The 19,323-nt window shown below is 72.8% G+C and carries 13 protein-coding genes; 9 read left to right on the forward strand and 4 right to left on the reverse strand.

All coding sequences use genetic code 11. The features are described 5' to 3' along the window. Window positions 1-23 precede the first annotated feature (23 nt). The 5 genes from G4D86_RS31855 (at window position 24) to G4D86_RS31875 (ending at window position 6,658) form a co-directional block, all read left to right on the forward strand. Complete coding sequence (locus G4D86_RS31855) at window positions 24-1,466, forward strand: DUF2079 domain-containing protein (RefSeq protein ID WP_163997857.1); 1,443 nt, start codon at window positions 24-26, stop codon at window positions 1,464-1,466. Window positions 1,467-1,643: 177 nt separating this feature from the next. Beyond that, window positions 1,644-3,083, forward strand: a complete 1,440-nt coding sequence (locus G4D86_RS31860) for a hypothetical protein (protein WP_240360580.1) — start codon at window positions 1,644-1,646, stop codon at window positions 3,081-3,083. A gap of 35 nt (window positions 3,084-3,118) precedes the next feature. After that, window positions 3,119-3,958 carry a metal-dependent hydrolase gene (locus G4D86_RS31865; protein WP_163997859.1) on the forward strand — a complete coding sequence of 280 codons (840 nt, stop codon included), beginning with the start codon at window positions 3,119-3,121 and terminating at the stop codon, window positions 3,956-3,958. 86 nt (window positions 3,959-4,044) lie between these two features. Further along, complete coding sequence (locus tag G4D86_RS31870) at window positions 4,045-5,343, forward strand: phospholipase C/P1 nuclease family protein (RefSeq protein WP_240360581.1); 1,299 nt, start codon at window positions 4,045-4,047, stop codon at window positions 5,341-5,343. 94 nt (window positions 5,344-5,437) lie between these two features. Continuing rightward, entirely contained in the window at window positions 5,438-6,658 is a 1,221-nt protein-coding gene (locus tag G4D86_RS31875) for an NAD-dependent epimerase/dehydratase family protein (protein ID WP_163997860.1), read from the forward strand. Between the two features lie 90 nt (window positions 6,659-6,748). Here the strand turns inward: G4D86_RS31875 and G4D86_RS53925 are convergent, their stop codons facing one another. Both G4D86_RS53925 and G4D86_RS31885 read right to left on the reverse strand, forming a co-directional pair. Beyond that, entirely contained in the window at window positions 6,749-9,763 is a 3,015-nt protein-coding gene (locus tag G4D86_RS53925; RefSeq protein WP_163997861.1) for a serine/threonine-protein kinase, read from the reverse strand. Continuing rightward, a complete protein-coding gene (locus G4D86_RS31885; protein WP_240360582.1) occupies window positions 9,760-11,235 on the reverse strand; it encodes an aminotransferase-like domain-containing protein in 1,476 nt (491 codons plus the stop codon). The genes G4D86_RS53925 and G4D86_RS31885 overlap by 4 nt, the downstream gene beginning before the upstream one ends. 441 nt (window positions 11,236-11,676) lie before the next feature. Between G4D86_RS31885 and G4D86_RS31890 the strand changes: the two genes are divergently transcribed. Then, a complete protein-coding gene (locus tag G4D86_RS31890; protein ID WP_163997862.1) occupies window positions 11,677-13,467 on the forward strand; it encodes a fibronectin type III domain-containing protein in 1,791 nt (596 codons plus the stop codon). Window positions 13,468-13,497: 30 nt separating this feature from the next. On the opposite strand, the gene G4D86_RS31895 is transcribed toward G4D86_RS31890, so the two are convergent. Continuing rightward, window positions 13,498-13,701: a hypothetical protein gene (locus tag G4D86_RS31895; RefSeq protein ID WP_163997863.1), complete on the reverse strand. Its 204-nt coding sequence runs from the start codon at window positions 13,699-13,701 to the stop codon at window positions 13,498-13,500. Here G4D86_RS31895 and G4D86_RS53930 point away from each other — a divergent pair. Together G4D86_RS53930 and purL are read left to right on the forward strand one after the other, a co-directional pair. Beyond that, window positions 13,700-13,828: a hypothetical protein gene (locus G4D86_RS53930; protein WP_275899167.1), complete on the forward strand. Its 129-nt coding sequence runs from the start codon at window positions 13,700-13,702 to the stop codon at window positions 13,826-13,828. The genes G4D86_RS31895 and G4D86_RS53930 overlap by 2 nt on opposite strands. Before the next feature lie 395 nt (window positions 13,829-14,223). After that, window positions 14,224-18,129 carry a phosphoribosylformylglycinamidine synthase gene (gene purL / locus G4D86_RS31900; RefSeq protein ID WP_205519901.1) on the forward strand — a complete coding sequence of 1,302 codons (3,906 nt, stop codon included), beginning with the start codon at window positions 14,224-14,226 and terminating at the stop codon, window positions 18,127-18,129. An 84-nt stretch (window positions 18,130-18,213) separates the two neighbouring features. Here purL and msrB read toward each other — a convergent pair whose 3' ends face one another. After that, complete coding sequence (gene msrB, locus G4D86_RS31905; RefSeq protein WP_163997864.1) at window positions 18,214-18,636, reverse strand: peptide-methionine (R)-S-oxide reductase MsrB; 423 nt, start codon at window positions 18,634-18,636, stop codon at window positions 18,214-18,216. Between the two features lie 209 nt (window positions 18,637-18,845). Between msrB and G4D86_RS31910 the strand changes: the two genes are divergently transcribed. Then, a complete protein-coding gene (locus tag G4D86_RS31910; RefSeq protein ID WP_163997865.1) occupies window positions 18,846-19,262 on the forward strand; it encodes a CBS domain-containing protein in 417 nt (138 codons plus the stop codon). Window positions 19,263-19,323 lie beyond the last annotated feature (61 nt).

Consider the following 19,323-nt stretch of genomic DNA (forward strand, 5'->3'; position numbering starts at 1 on the left):
TCTCACCCGTCGAACGTGGAATCATGACCCCGACAGAAGCTGAACCCGGAGCCGGGCGCGCACGTCGCGTCCTCGGTGCGCTCGGGCTGGCCCTTCCCTTCATCGTGTGGGGCGTGCTCGTCGTGGCGCCCATCTGGCTCCAGTCCGTGCACGGCTGCTTCTCCCACTACGACCTGGGCATCTACACCCAGGCCCTGGCACGGCTGTCGTTCGACGACCCGAACCCGTGGCTCAGCGCGCGGCAGATTCGCATCTTCAACGACCACTTCGACCCGGTGTTGTGGCTGGCCCGGCCGCTGGTCGAGGTGATGTCGCCCATGTGGGCCGCCCTCGTAGCGGAAGCCCTGCTCGTGTTGCTCTCCACGGCGCCGCTGTTGTGGCTCCACGTGCGCGGCCGGTTGGACCGCGTGTCCACGGCCCTGCTGTGCATGCTGCTGCTCTTGAGCCCCAGCACAGTGGACGCAGTGATGTTCCCCGTCCACCCCACCACGTGGTCCATGCTGCCGTTCATCCTGCTGGGCCTCGCCTTCCACTTCCGGAAGAACGCGCTGCTGGTGGCGTCGCTGGTGCTGCTGTTCGCATGCAAGGAGGAGTTCCCCTACGTGGGCATCATGCTCGCGGTGGCGCTGTGGCTGCGCGGGGACCGGCGACTGGCGGTGGGCATCGCGCTGCTGGCGGTGGCGTGGCTCGCCTTCGTCATCGGCGTGCGGCCCCGCTTTGGCCCCGTCGTGGACTACGGCGCGCGGCTCAAGCGCGGCCTGCAGGAAGGGTTCGGTCCGTTCCTCGCCGAGCGCTTCGCGCCGCGCCAGCTCTCGCGCGTGGGCACGCTGCTGCTGCTGTTCCTCCCCTTCGGCATCTGGGCCTGGCGCGAGCGACTGAAGCCCGACTGGAAGTGGTTGCTGGTGCTGCTGCCCATGCTCGGCATCCGTTTCCTGGGCATGGCGTGGCGCCACCAGTACGGCGCGCCCGTCATCGCCGCGCTGGTGGTGGCGATGGTGCCGATGCTGCTCGCGCGACGCCGCCCGCCCGCGTGGGTGCTGGTGCTGACGGGCGTGCTGCTCATCACCACCAACGAGTCCAACCTCAAGCAGCTGACCCGGACGCTGGCGTCTCCCTCTACGTACCCGCCCATGTGCCCGGGCAACGAGGCCCGGCTGGCCAGTGTGGAGCGCGCGGTGGAGTTCCTCTCCACCCACCGTGAGGGCAGGGCGCTACTGGGAGGCAGCCTCGTCACGCCGCTGGCCTCGCGCGACGAGGTGTACGCCGTGGGCAGCCCCCAGCCGGAGGGCAGGCCCGTCTACGACTGGGTGCTGGTGGAGGTGCCCCCACTGGGCAACATCCAGCCCGTCACTCCCGAGCACATCGCGGCGCTCGTCGCCCGGTGGCGCGCCACGGAAGGGGCCGAAATCGTCATCGACGACGGCCACGTCTTCCTCGCACGGGGCCGCTTCACCGACATGCCCTGACAGAGAAATCATGAATTGACGCGACCGGACAGGTCTCATGTCCAGTAGAGTACGGAACCGATGCATTGGGTCATCCCCCGCTGACCCTCACGGACGTGCGACATGGACGGTTCCGGCCTTCACCCCCTCCTGGCTGTGCCTCGTGACGAGGACGTCACCGCGCGAGTGCACGCGGCCATGGCGTACAAGTTCCCGCACTTCCACCCGGTAGCCCGCGAGGCGCTGTCCGCCCTGGTGCGCCTGTGCGACGGCTTCCAGCGTCTCTTCCCCGCACGGCGCGAGTCCGACGTGGTGCCGGCGCTGACGACGTGGGAGCGGTTCCTCTCCACGGAGCCGCGCTCGCGCCGCATCATGGTGACGCTGCAGCCGCTGGGTGTGGACACCACCGGAGGCGCCTGGGCCGCGGCGCTGCTGGCCCGGGTGGCGCGCTGGCACCGGGACAGCCGGGGTCGGGGGCACAACCAGCCCACGCACGTCTGGGTGGCGGAGCTCGGCCGAGAGGGCTTCGACGCGCGCCAGCCCGTGTCCGACCCGGGCACGCTCACCGCCGTCGTCACCCATGAAAGCGGTGGCTTCCAGGTGGTGCGGCTGCCCCTGGACGACGCGGAGCTGACGCCGGAGGCCGTGGCCGCGCGGCTGGCACGGGCCCCGGTGTGCACGCTGGCGGAGGCGCGGCGTGAGGGCCTGCGACCTCAGGTGTTGGTGGACCGGGCCTCGCGAGGTGGCAGTGCCTGGACGTCCCACCTGCTGGCCTCGGGCGCGTGGCTGGGGGCGCGGGTGGACGGGACGACGGGCTCGCTGGAGCTGAGCTTCGACCACCTCGTCATGGACGGCACGTCGATGACCGACGTGTCCCTCGCCATCGCGTCGGCGCTGCCCCGGCGGGGGCAGGGCACGGAGCCGGGAGACTGGCTCACCGGCCCCGACGAGCCCACGCCGCTGCTGCGCGTGGAGCTGCCGGAGCGGCTCGACTTCCGCAACCTCTGCTGCGCCACCCTGGAGGCGCTGGGGCACGCCGGAGCGGAGCTGCTGCGTGGTGACAACCCCACGCTGCTGGTGCCCGTGCTGCCGGACGCGCCGGCCTCCGTGGAGCGGGAGTGGCGGCGCATCCGCATCGCCGTGGTGCCGGCGCGCACGCGCGAGGGCCCGGTGACGCCGGAGCAGGTGGCCTCGATGCTGGCTCGGACGCGGCACGAGGGGGGCGTGCTGGAGGACGTCTTCTCCACGCTCTACTCGCCGTCGCTGCCGTGGTGGATGCCGTCGCTCACCACGCATGGCTTCGCGTACACCCCCGCGCTGCGGCAGGTCGCCACCGCGATGTGTGGCAATGCGCTCGTGTCCAAGCTGACGCTCGTGGTGGACGACGAGGCGGCGCTGGCGCGGCACCCACCGCTGTACTTCAACACCATGCGACCGCTCCCCGCGGTGGGGGGCGGCGTGGCCCTCTGCGTGACGGAGGTGCTGTGCGCGACGCCCTCGGGCGTGCGCAAGCGCTTCTTCACCACGCTCGCGGGCAGCGGCCCCTTCAACTCACGTGAGCGGCTCACCGCGTTCCGGGCCGCGCTCGCTCCGGAGGCGGCCCGTCGGGCACGACCCGCGGCCCCGGCCCTCCCTTGAATCCTCCTCCTGGTCTTCCGATGCTCGAGTCCTCCATGGTCCCCCCGTACGACCCCGGACGCATCCGCCCGCGCACGCACCTCAAGTTCACCTTCGACGCGAGCTTCCCCCGCCAGTGGCACCACAATGGCCTGGGCTCCACGCACCTGTGGAACGGGCTCAACATGCTCTTTCCCCAGGGCGAGCGCTTCTTCGTCCGCAGCGTCAACCACTACCTGGACCGCCTGGGGGACGCGCCGGAGCTGCGTGCCCAGGTGAAGGCGTTCTTCACCCAGGAGGGCAAACACGCCCGCGAGCATCAGGCGTACATCGAGTTGCTGGAGTCACAGGGCTACAAGCTCTCCGGCTACATGGCGGCGTACCAGCGCGTCGTCTGGGGCTTCATCGACCCGTACTTTCCGCCCCCGCTGCGCCTGGCGATGACGGCCGCGCTGGAGCACTACACCGCCGTCATGAGCGAGCAGACGCTGACGCTGGGCGTGTTCGCGGACGGCCACCCGGCGATGCAGCAGCTCATCGAGTGGCATGCGGCGGAGGAAATCGAGCACAAGTCCGTGGCCTTCGACGTGCTGCGGAAGGTGGCCCCGGGCTACGCGCTGCGCGTGGCGGGGCTGTTCATGGGCACGCTGTCGCTGTTCGGCCTGTGGCTCGCCGCCTCGGTGACGCTGCTGCGGCAGGAGCCCGGGCTGGGCTGGGGCGGCGTGCTGCGCGAGCTGTGGCGGGGCCACAAGAAGGACCCGGTGCTCGTGCGCGTGCTGTGGAAGGGGCTGAAGCAGTACCTGCGCCCGTCCTTCCACCCGCTGCAGCACGACAACCTGCACCTGGCGCGGGCGTACCTGGCGCGCTTCGACGAACCCGGGGCGGAGGCGGCGTAGGGCCCGGCGGCAGGGACGGCGTGCGAGCAGGCACCAGGGGAACGCCGGGACGCTGGCGGGGGTTCGGGTGCTCTACGATGCGCTGTGTGACTCGGGCCCTCCTTGCCTCCGTGCTGCTCCTGGCTGTGAGCCTCTCGCCGCGCGCGGAGGCCTTCTCCGTGGAGGACCACCGCGTGCTCACCGGGGCCGCGCTCGACGCGGCCGTCGCGAAGGGCAGCGGCGCGGGGCTCGCGGAGCACCGGAGCGCGGTGCTGCACGGGGCCACCGCGGAGGACCTCAACCTCCACGTGAAGTGGACGGGCTGGCACCACTTCTACCGGCCGGACGGGCACCTGTACTCGGCGCTGCGCGAGGGCTCGGATGCGCGCGTGAAGGCCCTGTGGGACGAGGCGCTGGAGGCCGCGCGCCATGGGGACCTGGCTCGCGCGTGGGACAGGGCGGGACACCTGGCGCACCACATCGAGGACATGGCGTCTCCGCCGCACGTGGTGCCGGTGATGCACGGGCTCGGGGACGGGTTCGAGGACCATGGCCTCGGCGCCGCGCTGTCGCGGATGGTTCCCCGCGAGGTGACTCCGCTCTCCGGCGTCGAGGCGCAGGTGGCCCTCGCGCGTGAGACGCTGGAGGCCGTGCGCTCGCAGTCGCTGACGGCGCGCGATGGCACGGTGATTCCGTGGAGCGCCTTCTGGTCCGAGCCGGACCCGCTGCGCCCGGGGACGTTCGGCGTCTATGGCCCGGTGGGCAATGCCTTCGGCCGCACGGAGGTCCGCTGGCGGGGCCGCGTGCGTCAGGTGGACACCGCCAGCACCGAGGCCTTCGTGGACGCGCGGGCCGCCTCCGCGGTGGCGTACGCGCGGGCCTTCCTCGAGTGGGCGGCGGCGCGGTTCGAGGAGGTGTCCGCCCCGGACGCGCCGGGCCTGTCGCTGCTCGGCTTCCGGCCCTCGCCCGAGCTGTCGCTGCAGGCGCTCGGGGGCGTCTCCCGGGACTCTCGCGGCACGGCGCCCGTCGCGGGGCTTCGCGCCTCGCTCCCGCTGCCCCATGCGCTGACCCTGTCGGTGGACTGGATGCATGGGCTGGAGGGGGGAGCGCGGCCGCACCCCTCCGGTGGCTGGGCGCTGGCGGTGCAGTCGCCTCCGCTGTGGGCGTGGCGGCCGGGGTACTCGCTCGGGGTGGACCTGCGGGCCACCGTGGGCGTGGGGCTGATGTCCTGGGAGGGTGGCTCGCGCCTGGGCGTGCCGGTGGGGCTGCGGGCCCATGTGTCCCTCGGCGGCCCCTTCGTCGCCAGCACCGAGGTGCTCTACCAGGGCCTGCGTCCACCCGGCGCGGCCTGGGCGCATGGCGTCACGTGGACGGTGGGCTTCGGGATGGCACTGGGGGACAGGTAGGGGAACGTGCACGGCACCGGGAATGGAATTTCCGGCGTATGGTTCCTCGCCTGCTCCCCCCGAGCGCTTCCAAGTCCCCCTGGAGCCGCCACACATGACCTCTTCTCGCAGGAAGTTCCTGCAGTACTCCCTCGCGGGCGCGTCGCTGCTCGCGCTCGGTCCCGAAGCCCTCGCCGCGTCTGGCAACAAGGGCGCCGCCCCGAAGAAGGGGCCGAAGAAGAAGATCCTCATCCTCGGGGGCACCGGCTTCCTGGGCCCCGCCGTGGTGCAGGCGGCGCAGGCGCGCGGGCACACGCTGACGCTGTTCAACCGCGGCAAGACGCGCCCGGAGCTCTTCCCCAACGTGGAGAAGCTGCGCGGGGACAGAGACCCCAACAAGGACGAGGGGCTCAAGGCGCTCAAGGGCCGCAAGTGGGACGCGGTGGTGGACACGTCCGGTTACTACCCGCGCATCGTCAAGGCCTCCGCGGAGCTGCTCGCGCCCAACGTGAAGCAGTACCTCTTCATCTCCAGCGTCTCCGCGTACGCCAGCGACAAGACGCCGCACGAGGACGAGAGCGGCCCCACCGCGACGATGGCCGACCCCACGCTGGAGACGATGGGCAAGGAGTACGAGTTCTACGGCGCCCTCAAGCGGCTGTGCGAGGAGGCCGCCGAGGCCGCGCTGCCGGGCCGCGTCGCCAACGTCCGTCCGGGCTACATCGTCGGCCCCGAGGACCGCTCGGACCGCTTCACGTACTGGCCGGTGCGCTTCGACAAGGGCGGGGAGATGCTCGCGCCGGGCACGCCGAATGACCCGCTGCAAATCATCGACGTGAGGGACCTCGCCGAGTGGCTGGTGCTGCTCATCGAGGGCAACACCAATGGCGTCTTCAACGCCGTGGGCCCGGGCCAGGCGTGGACGATGGGCGCCATGCTCGACACGTGCCGCCAGGTGTCCGGCAAGGACACGAAGTTGACGTGGATTCCCGCGGACTGGCTGGAGAAGCAGGGCGAGACGGGCGACATGCGCCTCCCCATCTACATGCCGCCTGTGGGCAACTCCGCGGGCACGCACCTGCGCAGCAACGCGAAGGCCGTGAAGACGGGGCTCAAGTTCCGCCCGGTGGACGTCACCGTCCGCGACACGCTCGCGTACTTCAAGGGCCTCCCCGAGGAGCGCCGAGCCAAGATGCGCGCGGGCCTGCCTCCGGAGCGCGAGACGGAGCTGCTCGCGCTGTGGGCGAAGGCGAAGGACGGGAAGGCGGCGCCCGCCACGCCTGCGGCGCCCGCCACGCCCGCCACGCCGCCGGCCGCTTCCGGCAAGGGCGGGTAGGGGAGGTTTCGTCGCGACGGGCGGCCGGGCCTCTGTCATCGGGGCCCCTGCCTGGCGGCCGGGCGCGCGGGGCCACCCCCCCGAGACGCGCTAATGCAACCTGGCCTGCAGTGACTTGACCCACGCCAGACGGCCGTTCCGCGTCCGGGCCTGCTCGAGTGTGGCGCGTGCGCCCGCGAGGTCCCCCGACGCGGCGAGCACGTGGCCGCGGAGGGCGAGGAGGCGCGGGTCCTCCGGCATGAAGGTCAGGGACTTGTCGATGGCGGCGCGCGCCCGGGCGAGGTCGGCCGCCAGCGGCGAGGGCCGTGCGAGCACGACCTCCGTCTCGAGGCGCCAGCCGTCGGGGCTGCTCGCATCCTCCGCCTTCATGAGCTGCGCGTACCGGTCGGCGGCGGTGAGGGCCGGGAGGGGGTCGAGGCCGCGGCTGGCCAGCCACGCCGCGCGGTGCAGCTCGACCTCCGCCATCCGGCCCCGCATCGCCGGGTAGACCCCGGCCTTCACCACCTTCTCGAGCAGCGGCCAGGCCCGGGCGAGCTCTGGCCCGGGGTCCCGTCCCGCCAGCACCGCGGCCTGTACCTCGAGCACCTCGAGCTCGGCGAGCTGGGCGGCGGCGATGATGTCGGTGTCGAGGCGCGTCCGCAGCGTCGCGGCCCAGGGAGCCACCGCGGCCAGCGCGGCGTCTGGCCCCCGTCCCTCGAGGAGCACGGCCTCGGCCCAGAGGACCGCAATCTGCACGCCGAAGCCGGCGAGCGCCGACTGGGCCTCGCCCCTCGAGAAGGCCTCGCCGATGATGCGGGTCGCCTCCTCAAAGCGCGCGTCGGCCGCCTCGCCGGCCGACCAGCGCCGGGTGGCGTCCTGGCGTATGGCCTGGGCGAGCATGATGCGCGACACGATGGGGCGGTCTCCAATCTCCGCCACCCGGCGCGCCGCGACGAGCGCCGCCTCGGTGTCCTCGGTCGCGTCGCCGCCGCGGATGCCGGTGGTCTCGGCGCGGTCCGCGTACATCTGCGAGAGCAGCGAGGGCGGTGTGCTCGACTCGGGAGAGAGCCCGCCCGCGCGCGTCGCCGCCGCGATGCCCTTCTCCCAGGCCCAGCCCACCTCGTAATGGGCATCGCGCAGCTCGCGAGCGTAATTGAGGCAAGCCCAGGCGAGCCGCTCCCATGCGGAGCGGTTCGCCGGCGCGGCCCGCGTCGCGGCGTCGGCGGAGGTGACCGCGGCGAGGAGGCCCGGGCCCGGGTCGGTGCCGAGCATGCGTGCGATCCGCCCCTTCTCCGCGAAAATCTCGGAGCGCACGACCAGCAGGTCCGGGTCCTTCGGGTCCAGGGCGAGCCCCTCGGCGAGGACGGCGAGCGCCGGTTCGAAGCGGTCGGCGCGGACCGGCTCGCGCTGCTGGCGGACCACGCCCTCGTGCATGAGCGCCTGGGCGAGCAGGAGGCGGGGTCGGGGGGCGCTGCGTCCTATCTCGGCCGCGCGCCGGAGCGCCGGGAGGGCCTCGGCGAGGGGCGTGAGCGTCCCGTCAAGGTCGCGCGTCTCGTAGACCTCGAGGGAGCGGCGCAGCCAGGCCTCGCCCTCGAGTGTGCTCGCCTCGAGCGGGTCGGCCCCGGCCTCGCGCGCCCTCCGGGCGAGCGCGGCGGCGTCGGCATGACGCTCCTCCACGAACGCGATGCGGGCCTCGAGGAGGTTTCGGTCGGCGTCGGTCGCGGTGGGGACGAGCCGCAGGCGCGCCACGGCGGGCTCGCGGAAGCGCGCCCGGAGCGCGGCGATCCGGCCTTCCTTCCGCTTCGGGTCGTCGATGCGCGGGAGCTGCGCGCGCTCGCGCGCGTAGCGCTCGCCGTCCAGCAGGCCGAGCGCGAGCGCCGCCTCGGGGTGATGGAACCCGAGCGTCCACGCCCGCTCGAGCGCCTCGCGGGCCGGGTCGGCGTCATGGAGGAGCTGGAGGCCGCGCCCGATGGCGAAGGCCCGCGCGGCCGCTCCGGCGCTGCCGTCCGCGCGCCGCAGCTCGTCCACGGTGGAGCGGATGGCCGCGTACACCGGCGAGAGGTCGTGCGCGGGCGACAGGTGCGCGATGCGCATCGCGCTCTCCATTCGCTGCGCCTCGGCGCCCAGCCGCGCGGCCTCGAGCGCGTCCAGGCCCGCCCGCCGCTCGGCGAACGCGGCCCAGGCCACGCCGAGCACCACCGCCGCCGCCGCCACGGCGGCGGCGCGCGCCGCCACCGGGTTGCGCCGCGCCCACTTCGTGGCGCGGTAGGCGAGCGTCGGCGGCCGAGCCAGCACCGGCTCGTTGCGCTGGAAGCGGCCGAGGTCCTCGGCGAACGCGAGCGCCGAGGGGTAGCGCGCGGCCGGTTCCCTCTCCATCGCGCACGCGGCCACGAGCGCCAGCTCGCGGGGGACCGCTGCGCCGAGGGCCGGCGGCTCATCGGCGAGGATGCGGCGCAGCAGGCTCGCTGGCTCGGAGCGCCCCGTCGCCTCGGCGAGCCCGTGGAACGGCGGGTGCCCGGCGAGCACCGCGTAGAGGGTGGCGCCGAGCGCATAGACGTCGGCGCGGAAGTCCACCGGGCCCGCGCTGGCGAGCTGCTCGGGGGCCATGTACTCGAGCGTGCCCGCCGGGAAGCCGGAGTGGGAGAGCCCGCCCTCCTCGCCGCGGGCGAGGCCGAAGTCACCGAGCCTCGCCAGCGGCACGCCCGGCCCCTCCTCCACCATCACGTTGTCGGGCTTCACGTCGCGGTGCACGAGCCCCTGTCGGTGGGCGGCGTCGAGCCCGAGGGCCGCCTGGCGCACCAGCTCGACCCGGGTGGCGAGCGGGAGGCCCGCGGCGAGGTCCGCGAGCGTCTTCCCCTCGACGAGCTGGAGCACGAGGCACGCGCGGCCCTCCAGCGAGCCGACCGCGTGCACGCGGACCACGTTCTCATGCTCCACTCGCGCCTGCAGCCGCGCCTCGAGGACGAGCCGCTCGGTCTCGCGCGGGTCGTCGCCGCGCAGGAACTTCACCGCCACCGCGCGCTCGAGCGTGGAGTCGAAGGCGCGGTGGACGTGGCCCATCCCGCCCTCCCCGAGCAGCCCCTTGAGCACGACGCGCCCGTCCAGCGGCTGCAGCTCCACCGTCATCGCCCCTCCGGGAGGGCCTCGCCCATCCGCCGTGCGACTTCGACCAGCTCTGCGTCGCCGTAGTTGGAGAACCCGATGCGCAGCCCCGGGACGGCGCCGCCGTCGAAGGCGAACTGCCGGCCGGCCTGGAAGGAGACCCCGCGCTCGAGGCCGCGCCGCGCCCAGGCGTCCACGTCCAGCCCCTCTCGCGTGCGGGCCCACAGGGCGAGGCCGCCCGTGGGCGGGTCGAAGGTGAGCGCGGCACCGAGGTGCTCCAAGAGCGCGTTCGCGAGCACGTCGCGGCGGTGGCGGTAGATGGGGTGCATGCGGTTGAGGTGGCGCTCAATCTCGCCGTCCTCGAGCAGCTCCGCCATCGCCCGCTCGAGCGCGGGGTCACCGTGGCGGTCGAGGGCGTCGCGGGCGGAGCGCAGCTGTGCCACGAGCGGCGCGGGCGCGTGGACGAAGCCGAGGCGGAGCCCGGGGCTGAAGATTTTCGAGAGGGAGCCCACCAGCACCACCACGCCCGCGCGGTCCTCCGCGGCGAGCGGCAGGGGCAGCGCTCCTTCGAACTGGAACTCGGCGTCGTGCTCGGACTCCAGCACGGCGAACCGGTGGCGCGCCGCGAGGGCGAGCAGCCGCGCCCGGCGCTCCGGCGAGAGCGCGACCACCGAGGGGTACTGGCGCACCGGGGTGATGAGCACCGCGCGCAGCCGCTCCGTCGTGAGGAGCCGCTCGAGGGTGTCCACGTCGAGCCCCTGAGCATCCACCGGCACCGGCAGGCAGCGCGCGCCGGCGCGGGCGCACGCCTCCCACGCGTCCCGGGCGCCGAGCGCCTCGACCGCCACCGCGTCGCCTGGCCCGAGCAGGGCGTGGGCAACGAGGGCCAGCGGCAGCTGCCCGCCGCGGGTGACCACCAGGCGCTCGGGCGCGGCGGCGACGCCGCGGGCCGTGCGCAGCGTGCGCGCGAGCGCCTCGCGCAGGGTGGGGTGGCCCTGCGGGTCGTCCACCGCGAGCGTGCCGCGCGGGTTCACGGTGAGCGCGCGGCGGTAGGCCCGCGCGAGCGCGGCGCCAGGCAGGAGGCGCGGGTCGGGGTTGCCGGTGGCGACGCGGAGCAGATTGCGGGCGGCGTCGGGCACCGCGGGGTCGGGGGGCCGGCGGAGGTCGAAGCCCATGCCGGCGCCCGTGAGCTCCGCCGCGGGCCCGGGCGGGGGCTCGGAGGCGCCCGGAAGGCGCCGCGGCGGCGTGGGTGCGACGGTGCTCCCCTCGCCCGGCGCCGCCACCAGCCATCCCTCGTCGGCGAGCTCGCGGTAGGCGGCCATCACCGTGTTGCGGGACACGCCCAGCCCCTGCGCGAGCGTGCGGTAGCCCGGGAGCGCGTCGCCGGGCCGGAACCGGCCGCGGTGAATCTCGGACATGAGCGCATGCGCAATCTGCAGGTAGACCGGGCGGTTGGAGCGCGGGTCGAGGGTGATGGTGGGGATGCCGGGGGGCACGGCTGCTCCGGTCGCTGGCGGCGTGGCCACAGGATACGTCGCGGGCGGCCGCTTCGCTCGAAGTGAGGGTGAGCCAGCCTCCTACCCCCACTCAGGGGTGGCCCAGCCGACTTGTCGCCAGTGCACCTCCCCCCGTGCCGCGGGCCAGGGGAATAGTCGGCCTCGATGTTCCTCTCAACCGGAGTCTCCATGCCTCGCGCCTCGCCCCGCACCTACCCTGCACTCCTCCTGGTCGCGCTCGTGGCGCTTGCCGCGTGCGGCGGCGGGCCCACCGACGGGGCCGGCGATGAAGAAGCAGACGGCGGCCAAGGAGCCGCCAGGGACGGAGGAGACGGTGGTGGAGCAGGCGGCGGCGATGGGGGTGGAGGAGATGGCGGCGGAGGAGACGGCGGCGGAGCAGACGGCGGCGGAGCAGACGGCGGGGGAGGAGACGACGGCGGTGTGGCAGCGCCATCCGCGCCCACGAACCTCGTCGCGCGGGCCACGAGCTCCCAGGGGGTGGAGCTCACCTGGGTGCCGCCGTCCGGAACCTTCACCGGCTTCGAGGTCGAGCGTTCCGTCGCAAGCGGCGGGCCCTTCGCGCTCATCGCGAGCCCACCTGCCTCGGCCCTGGGCTACGGCGATATGGGCCTCGCCACCGGGAGCACCTACTTCTACCGGGTGCGCGCGGTGAATGGCGCCGGCGCGTCGGCGTTCACCTCCGTCGTGAGTGTGAGCACGGCCGCGGCGGCGCCGCCCAACGCGCCGACCGGCCTCACCGGCGTGCAGGAGGTGGTTGCCTCCGCCAGCGTGGCGCGGCTCTCCTGGACCGACGCCGCGACCGACGAGACCGCCTACGAGGTGCAGCACTCCACCGAGTTCGTCTCCTGGGGCTCGACAGTCACGCTCCCCGCGGGCTCGACCGGCTGGGTGCACGAGAGCCCGGTCTTCGGCAGCAACAACTACCGCGTGCGGGCCGTGAGTGCCGCGGGCGCCTCCGCCTGGGTGCAGGTCGCAGTCTACATCGGCCCCATCGTCGTCGCCACGTTGTGCCCGGCCATGGAGGGCACGTCGGCTTCCGCGCTGTCGCAGACCTCGCTCCGGCTCGGCTGGACCTGGAACATCTGCGGCGGCGTCGCAATCGAGCGCGCGCCGTCCGCCACCGGCCCCTGGGCCGAGGTGGCCCGCTTCGGCAACTTCGTCTTCGGCGGGCCGCCCAACGGCACGTGGGATGACACGGGCCTCGCGCCGGGCACCCCCTACCACTACCGGTTCCGCACGCTCCCCCTCAACGCCCCCTCGCCCTCCGGGCCGCCGTGGTCGCCCTCGGGCTACACGGCGCCAGTCTCGGCGACGACGGCGTCGCCTGTCGTCATCGCCGCGCCCACCGGGCTTGCCGCGACGGTCACCTCCGCGACGAGCGTGAGCCTCGCCTGGATCGACGTGGCCCAGGACGAGACGGGGTACTCCGTGGAGTACGCCACCGCGGCGGCGGGGCCCTTCACCGAGGCCTTCCGCCTCGGCGCCAACGTGACCATGACGAGCGTGAGCGGCCTCACGCCCGCGACGGCCTATTGGATGCGCGTGCGCGCGGTGAAGGGGACGACGAGCTCCGCGCCCTCCAACGTGGTCTCGTTCATCACCGCGACCCGCGCAGTGCTGCGCACGACCGGTGACGCCACCGTGATGGAGAGCACCGCGCTGTACGCCAACCAGAACGTGACCCTCCCCTCCGGACCGAATGAGGTGGGCTGCTTCTTCACCTGGACCATCGGCCCGGGCGGGCAGGCCCTCTTCCACAACTGTGGTGGCTCGGCGCTCCGGTTCGACACGGCGGCGCTCTCGGGGAGGAACGTGCTCGTGGCGGCGCTCGTGATGTACCCCTGCGCCCTCGCCCCACACCCTGTGTCCGACGCGCGCTACCTGGTCCGGGCGCTCGCCGGGCCCTGGAACCCGTCCACGGTGACCTTCAACACGCTGCCTCAGGTCTACACGGCAGGCTCGTGGTGGCTGCCGGCGCCGACGGCCGGCGGCGCGCAGGCCTGGGACGTGACGACCCTCGTGAAGAACTGGGCGAGCGGGACCTGGGCCTCGAACGGCCTCTACGTGGGGCAGTCCCCGATCACGGATCGCGTGCCGACCTGGGGCGGGCAGACCTGGGACAACCAGAACCAGGTCACGAGCTACTGCAGCCTCGAGCAGACGGGCGGCTCCATCGACTACGCCCCGGCCCTGCACGTGGACTACCGGTAGGGGGATGGCCCCCCCGGCGCCGGCTCTTCCTCACGGCGTGGAGTAGTCGACCGTCCCCGTCAGTCCCTCGACGTGCCCGCCGAGGGGCTCGAAATACAGCGTGAACGAGCGGCTCTCGCGGTGGAGGCGCGTCTGCATCTCGATCGATGCCGGCGACGCCGGAGTCACGGTGAGCTGCTTGTTGCCGTCGAGATCGCGGTAACTGACCCGCAGCGTCCCCTTGGTGACTTTCATGGTGAACTTCACCTGGGCGACGTGGTTCCTCGACTCCGTGTCGAACGCGATTGACGACGCGCGTCCGATTCGCTCACCGCTGAGCGTGCACTCCCACGGGTCGTGCGTGGCCATCATCACGCTTTGACAGGACGTCCGCGCGATGTCGTTCGGAGCGCAGGCGGTCAAGAGCGTCAATCCCAGCCAAGCGTGACGAGTCATGCGACGGGATTAGCTCCGCGGTGGTGTCGACACCAGTGTTCTTTACCACCGCCGCCGTCGGGGACCGCGGCCCACTGGCCGGGTGCGCGTCCTCGCCACGCGGCCCCAGCCCGGGCAGCCGGGCCTGGCCCGGGCGGGTACTGAGCGCGCGGTGTTTCCCCGGCTATCGCGAGCGCTTCGCAGGCTCTGACGTGCGGGCGGCTCCCACCGTGACGCCTGTCCGTCCGTGCAGCGGGCAACCCGGGGGCAACTCTTCCCTCACCGCCCCGACGCGCGGTGATAAGGACGCCCCGGCTGTTACCCAGAGCCACTCCCATTCCCATGTCCAGCATGCACATCCTGCGTGGGGCTCCGGCCCTCTCTGAATTCCGGCTCGCCAAGCTCCTTGCCCGGTGCCGCGAGCAGGTGCCCTCCGTGTCGTCCGTCTACGCGGAGTTCGTGCACTTCATCGACGCCTCGGCCGCCTTCTCCGAGGCAGGGCAGGCCACCCTCGGCCGCCTCCTCGAGTACGGCCCCCGCGTGGCCGCCGGAGAGCGCAAGGGCAGCCTGCTGCTGGTGGTGCCCCGCCCGGGCACCATCTCTCCCTGGTCCTCCAAGGCCACCGATATCGCGCACAACTGCGGCCTGGGCGACAAGGTCCACCGCATGGAGCGCGGTATCGCGTTCTACGTCGCCGGGCCCGACGCGCGCGCACTGCAGCCCGAGGAGCTGGAGCGCCTGTCGCCGGTGCTGCATGACCGGATGACGCAGGCGGTGATGGGCCGCCTGGAAGACGCCGCCGTCCTCTTCGAGGCGCACACGCCGCGTCCCCTCACCACCGTGGACGTGCTCGGCGGTGGCCGCGCGGCGCTGGCCAATGCCAACCGGGAGCTGGGCCTCGCGCTGGCTGACGACGAAATCGACTACTTGGTGGAGCGCTTCACCGAGCTGAAGCGCAACCCCACCGACGTCGAGCTGATGATGTTCGCGCAGGCCAACAGCGAGCACTGCCGGCACAAGATCTTCAACGCGTCGTGGACCATCGACGGCAAGCCGCAGGAGCGCTCGCTCTTCCAGGCCATCAAGAACACCTACGCCCAGAACAAGGCGGGCGTGCTCTCCGCGTACAAGGACAACGCCGCCGTCATCGAGGGCTTCGAGGTGGACCGCTTCTTCCCCCACCCGGAGACGGGGGAGTGGGGCGCCGTGCGCGAGCCGGCCCACATCATGATCAAGGTGGAGACGCACAACCACCCGACGGCGATTTCTCCGTACCCGGGCGCCGCCACCGGCGCGGGCGGAGAGATTCGCGACGAGGGCGCCACCGGTCGCGGCGCCAAGCCGAAGGCGGGCCTCACCGGCTTCACCGTCAGCCACCTGCGCATCCCCGGCTTCGAGCGTCCGTGGGAGCAGCCCTACGGCAAGCCGGACCGCATCGTCTCCGCGCTGGACATCATGATTGACGGCCCGCTCGGCGGCGCCGCCTTCAACAACGAGTTCGGCCGTCCCAACCTCGCTGGCTACTTCCGCAGCTTCGAGGCGCAGGTGCCCACGCCGCAGGGCGTGGAGGTGCGCGGCTACCACAAGCCCATCATGATTGCCGGCGGCCTGGGCAACATCCGCGCGCCGCACGTGCAGAAGGGCCGCCTCCAGCCCGGGGACAAGCTCATCGTCCTCGGCGGGCCGGCCATGCTCATCGGCCTGGGCGGTGGCGCCGCGTCCTCCATGGCACAGGGCGCGAGCGCGGCGGACCTCGACTTCGCCTCCGTGCAGCGTGACAACGCGGAGATGGAGCGGCGCTGCCAGGAGGTCATCGACCGCTGCTGGGCGATGGGCGACACCAACCCCATCCGCTCCATCCACGACGTGGGCGCGGGCGGCCTGTCCAACGCGGTGCCGGAGCTGGCCCACGACAACGACCTCGGTGGCCGTCTCGAGCTGCGCAACGTGCCCAATGCCGAGCCCGGCATGGCTCCGGTCGAAATCTGGTGCAACGAGGCGCAGGAGCGCTACGTGCTCGGCGTGGCCCCGGAGGACCTGTCGCGCTTCGCCGCCCTGTGCGAGCGCGAGCGCGCTCCCTTCGCCGTGCTGGGCGACGCCACCGGTGAGCAGGTGCTGAAGCTCGGGGACTCGCAGCTCGGCGTCACGCCCATCGACCTGCCCATGGACGTGTTGTTCGGCAAGCCGCCGCGCATGCACCGCGACGTCACGTCCCGCCCGCTGGCCCTGCCGCCGCTGAAGCTGGACGTGTCGCTGAGGGATTTGGCCGAGCGCGTGCTGGGCCACCCGACGGTGGCGGACAAGACCTTCCTCATCACCATTGGCGACCGCACGGTGTCCGGCCACGTCAACCGGGACCAGATGGTGGGCCCGTGGCAGGTGCCGGTCGCGGACTGCGCCGTGACGCTGTCCACCGTGACGAGCACCACGGGCGAGGCCATGTCCATGGGCGAGCGCACGCCGCTCGCCATCATCAACGCGGCGGCCTCCGCGCGCATGGCCGTGGGTGAGGCGATTACCAACATCGCCGCCGCGCGCATCGGCAAGCTGTCCGACGTGAAGCTCTCCGCCAACTGGATGGCGGCGGCGGGCAGCCCCGGCGAGGACGCCAACCTCTTCGCCGCGGTGCAGGCTGTGGGCATGGAGCTGTGCCCGGCCCTGGGGCTCACCATCCCCGTGGGCAAGGACTCCATGTCCATGCGCACCGTCTGGGAGGAGGACGGCGCGCGCAAGGCGGTGACGGCGCCGGTGTCGCTCATCATCTCCGCCTTCGCCCCGGTGCTGGACGTGCGCCAGTCGCTCACGCCGCAGCTGGTGGACGTGGGCGAGGACACGCGGCTGTTGTTCCTGGACCTGGCGCGCGGCAAGCAGCGGCTGGGCGGCTCGGTGGCGGCGCACGTCTACGGGCAGGTGGGCCCCGACTGCCCGGACGTGGAGGACGCGGCGCTGCTGAAGGGCTTCTTCGCGGCGGTGCAGACCTTGAACGCGGAGGGCAGGCTGCTGGCCTACCACGACCGCTCCGACGGCGGCCTGTGGGCCACGCTTTGCGAGATGGCCTTCGCGGGCCACTGCGGCCTGGACGTGGACGTGTCCGCGCTGGGCGGCGACGCGGTGGCGGCCCTCTTCAACGAGGAGCTGGGCGCGGTGGTGCAGGTGCGCGCGGGCGACGTGGCGCGCGTGCGCGACGTGCTGGGACAGCACGGCCTGTCGGCGCACTGCCATGAGGTGGGCCGGCCCACGGCGGCGCTGGAGGTGCGGGTGCGCCACGGCGACGCGCGGATGGCGGAGGGCACCATGGCCCTGCGCCGGACGTGGTCTCGCGTCAGCTACGAGATGCAGCTGCTGCGCGACAACCCCGTCTGCGCCGAGCAGGAGTACGCCGCGAAGTGCGACCCGGCGGACCCGGGCCTCTCGCCGAAGCTCAGCTTCGAGCCGGCGCAGGACGTGGCGGCGCCGTTCATCGCGAAGGGCGCGAAGCCTCGCGTGGCGGTGCTGCGCGAGCAGGGCGTCAACAGCCAGCAGGAGATGGCGGCGGCCTTCACCCGCGCCGGCTTCTCGGCGGTGGACGTCCACATGAGCGACATCCTCGCCGGGCGGGTGTCGCTGAAGGACTTCCAGGGCATCATGGCCTGCGGCGGCTTCTCCTACGGAGACGTCATGGGCGCGGGCGGCGGGTGGGCCAAGTCCATCCTGTTCAACCCGCGCGCGCGTGACGCGTTCGCCGAGTTCTTCGCGCGGCCGGACAGCTTCGGCCTGGGCGCGTGCAACGGCTGCCAGATGATGGCGCAGCTCAAGGACATGATTCCGGGCGCCGAGCACTTCCCCCGCTTCGTGCGCAACGCCTCGGAGCAGTTCGAGGCGCGCCTGGTGACGGTGGAGGTGGCGGACACGCCGTCCCTCTTCTACCGGGGCATGGTCGGCAGCCGGATGCTCATCGTCTCCTCGCACGGCGAGGGCCGCGCGGAGTTCCCCGACGACGCGGAGGCCACGCGCGTCAACGCGCTGGGCTTCGTCACCACGCGCTACGTGGACAACCACGGCAAGGTGACGGCGACGTACCCCGCGAACCCCAACGGCTCGCCCCACGGCATCGCCGGGCTGACCACGCGCGACGGACGCTTCTCCATCACCATGCCGCACCCCGAGCGCGTGCACCGCTCCGTGCAGCACTCGTGGCGTCCGCGCGAGTGGGGCGACGACGGGCCGTGGATGCGCATGTTCCGCAACGCCCGCGCCTGGCTGGGCTGAGCCTCGCCGACAGGGTGCCCTGCCTGGTCGTAGCAGGGCACCGCCTGTCAAAGTCAAAAGAGGCGGGCTCGCGTTTCGTGCGGCTCAGGCCTTCACGAGCTCCAGTGGCTGGCCTTCCGGCACGTGCTTCATGGCCACGGAGTTCATGCAGTAGCGCAGGCCCGTGGGCGGCGGGCCGTCCGGGAAGACGTGGCCCAGGTGGCCGTCGCACCGCGCGCAGCGGACCTCGGTGCGCACCATGCCGTACGAGCGGTCATGCACCTCCGTCACCGAGTCCGCGGTCAGCGGCTGGGTGAAGGACGGCCACCCGGTGCCGGACTCGAACTTGGTGCCCGCCTTGAACAGCGGGTTGCCGCAGCCGGCGCACACGTACGTGCCAGGCGTCTTCGTCCCCAGGAAGCACCCCGAGCCCGGACGCTCCGTCCCGTGCCTGCGCAGGACGTCGTACTCCTCCGGGGTGAGGCGCTTGCGCCACTCGTCGTCGCTGAGGATGAGCTTGTCCGCCATGCCTTCATGCTCCTTTCGGGGCCCGGGGAAGGGCCTGGGAAATACTCAGATGCGCATCCTGCCTCGCCGTCGCGCCTGGAGGGCAGCCAGGTGAGCGGCGTGTTGTCCACTGGCCCGCTCCGCGTCCATGCCTCGGGTGCCGGCCAGCGGGGACTCCGGGGGGCACCCAGCGTAGGGACGACGGACATCTCGCGGAGGAGGCACCACCGATGCGGATTGGCGAGTTGATGACCAAGAACCTGGAGACCATCGAGGCGGGCGAGCCCGTGCGCGCCGCGGCCCTGAGGATGCGCACCTGCAACATCGGCTCCCTCCCTGTCGTGGAAGGCGGGCAGCTCGTGGGCATGCTGACGGACCGGGACATCACCGTGCGCAGCGCCGCGCTCGGCCAGGACCCGAACACCACGCTCGTGCGCGAGGTGATGACGTCCATCGTCATCACCTGCGACGCGGACGCGACGCTCGACGTGGCGGAGCAGTTGATGGAGGAGAAGATGGTGCGCCGCCTCGTCGTGGTGGACGAGGAGCGGAGGCCGGTGGGCATCCTGAGCCTGGATGACCTGGCCACCGTCCCCGAGGAGGTGCTGCACGCGGGCGTGGTGCTGGAGCGCCTCCACCAGGCCTGATGCTCCTCGCCGCCCGCCCGCCTTCACGCGGGCGGGCGCGGCAGCTCCGACCGGGCGGCGG

Source organism: Pyxidicoccus caerfyrddinensis, from assembly GCF_010894405.1.
GTDB classification, from domain to species: Bacteria; Myxococcota; Myxococcia; order Myxococcales; family Myxococcaceae; genus Myxococcus; species Myxococcus caerfyrddinensis.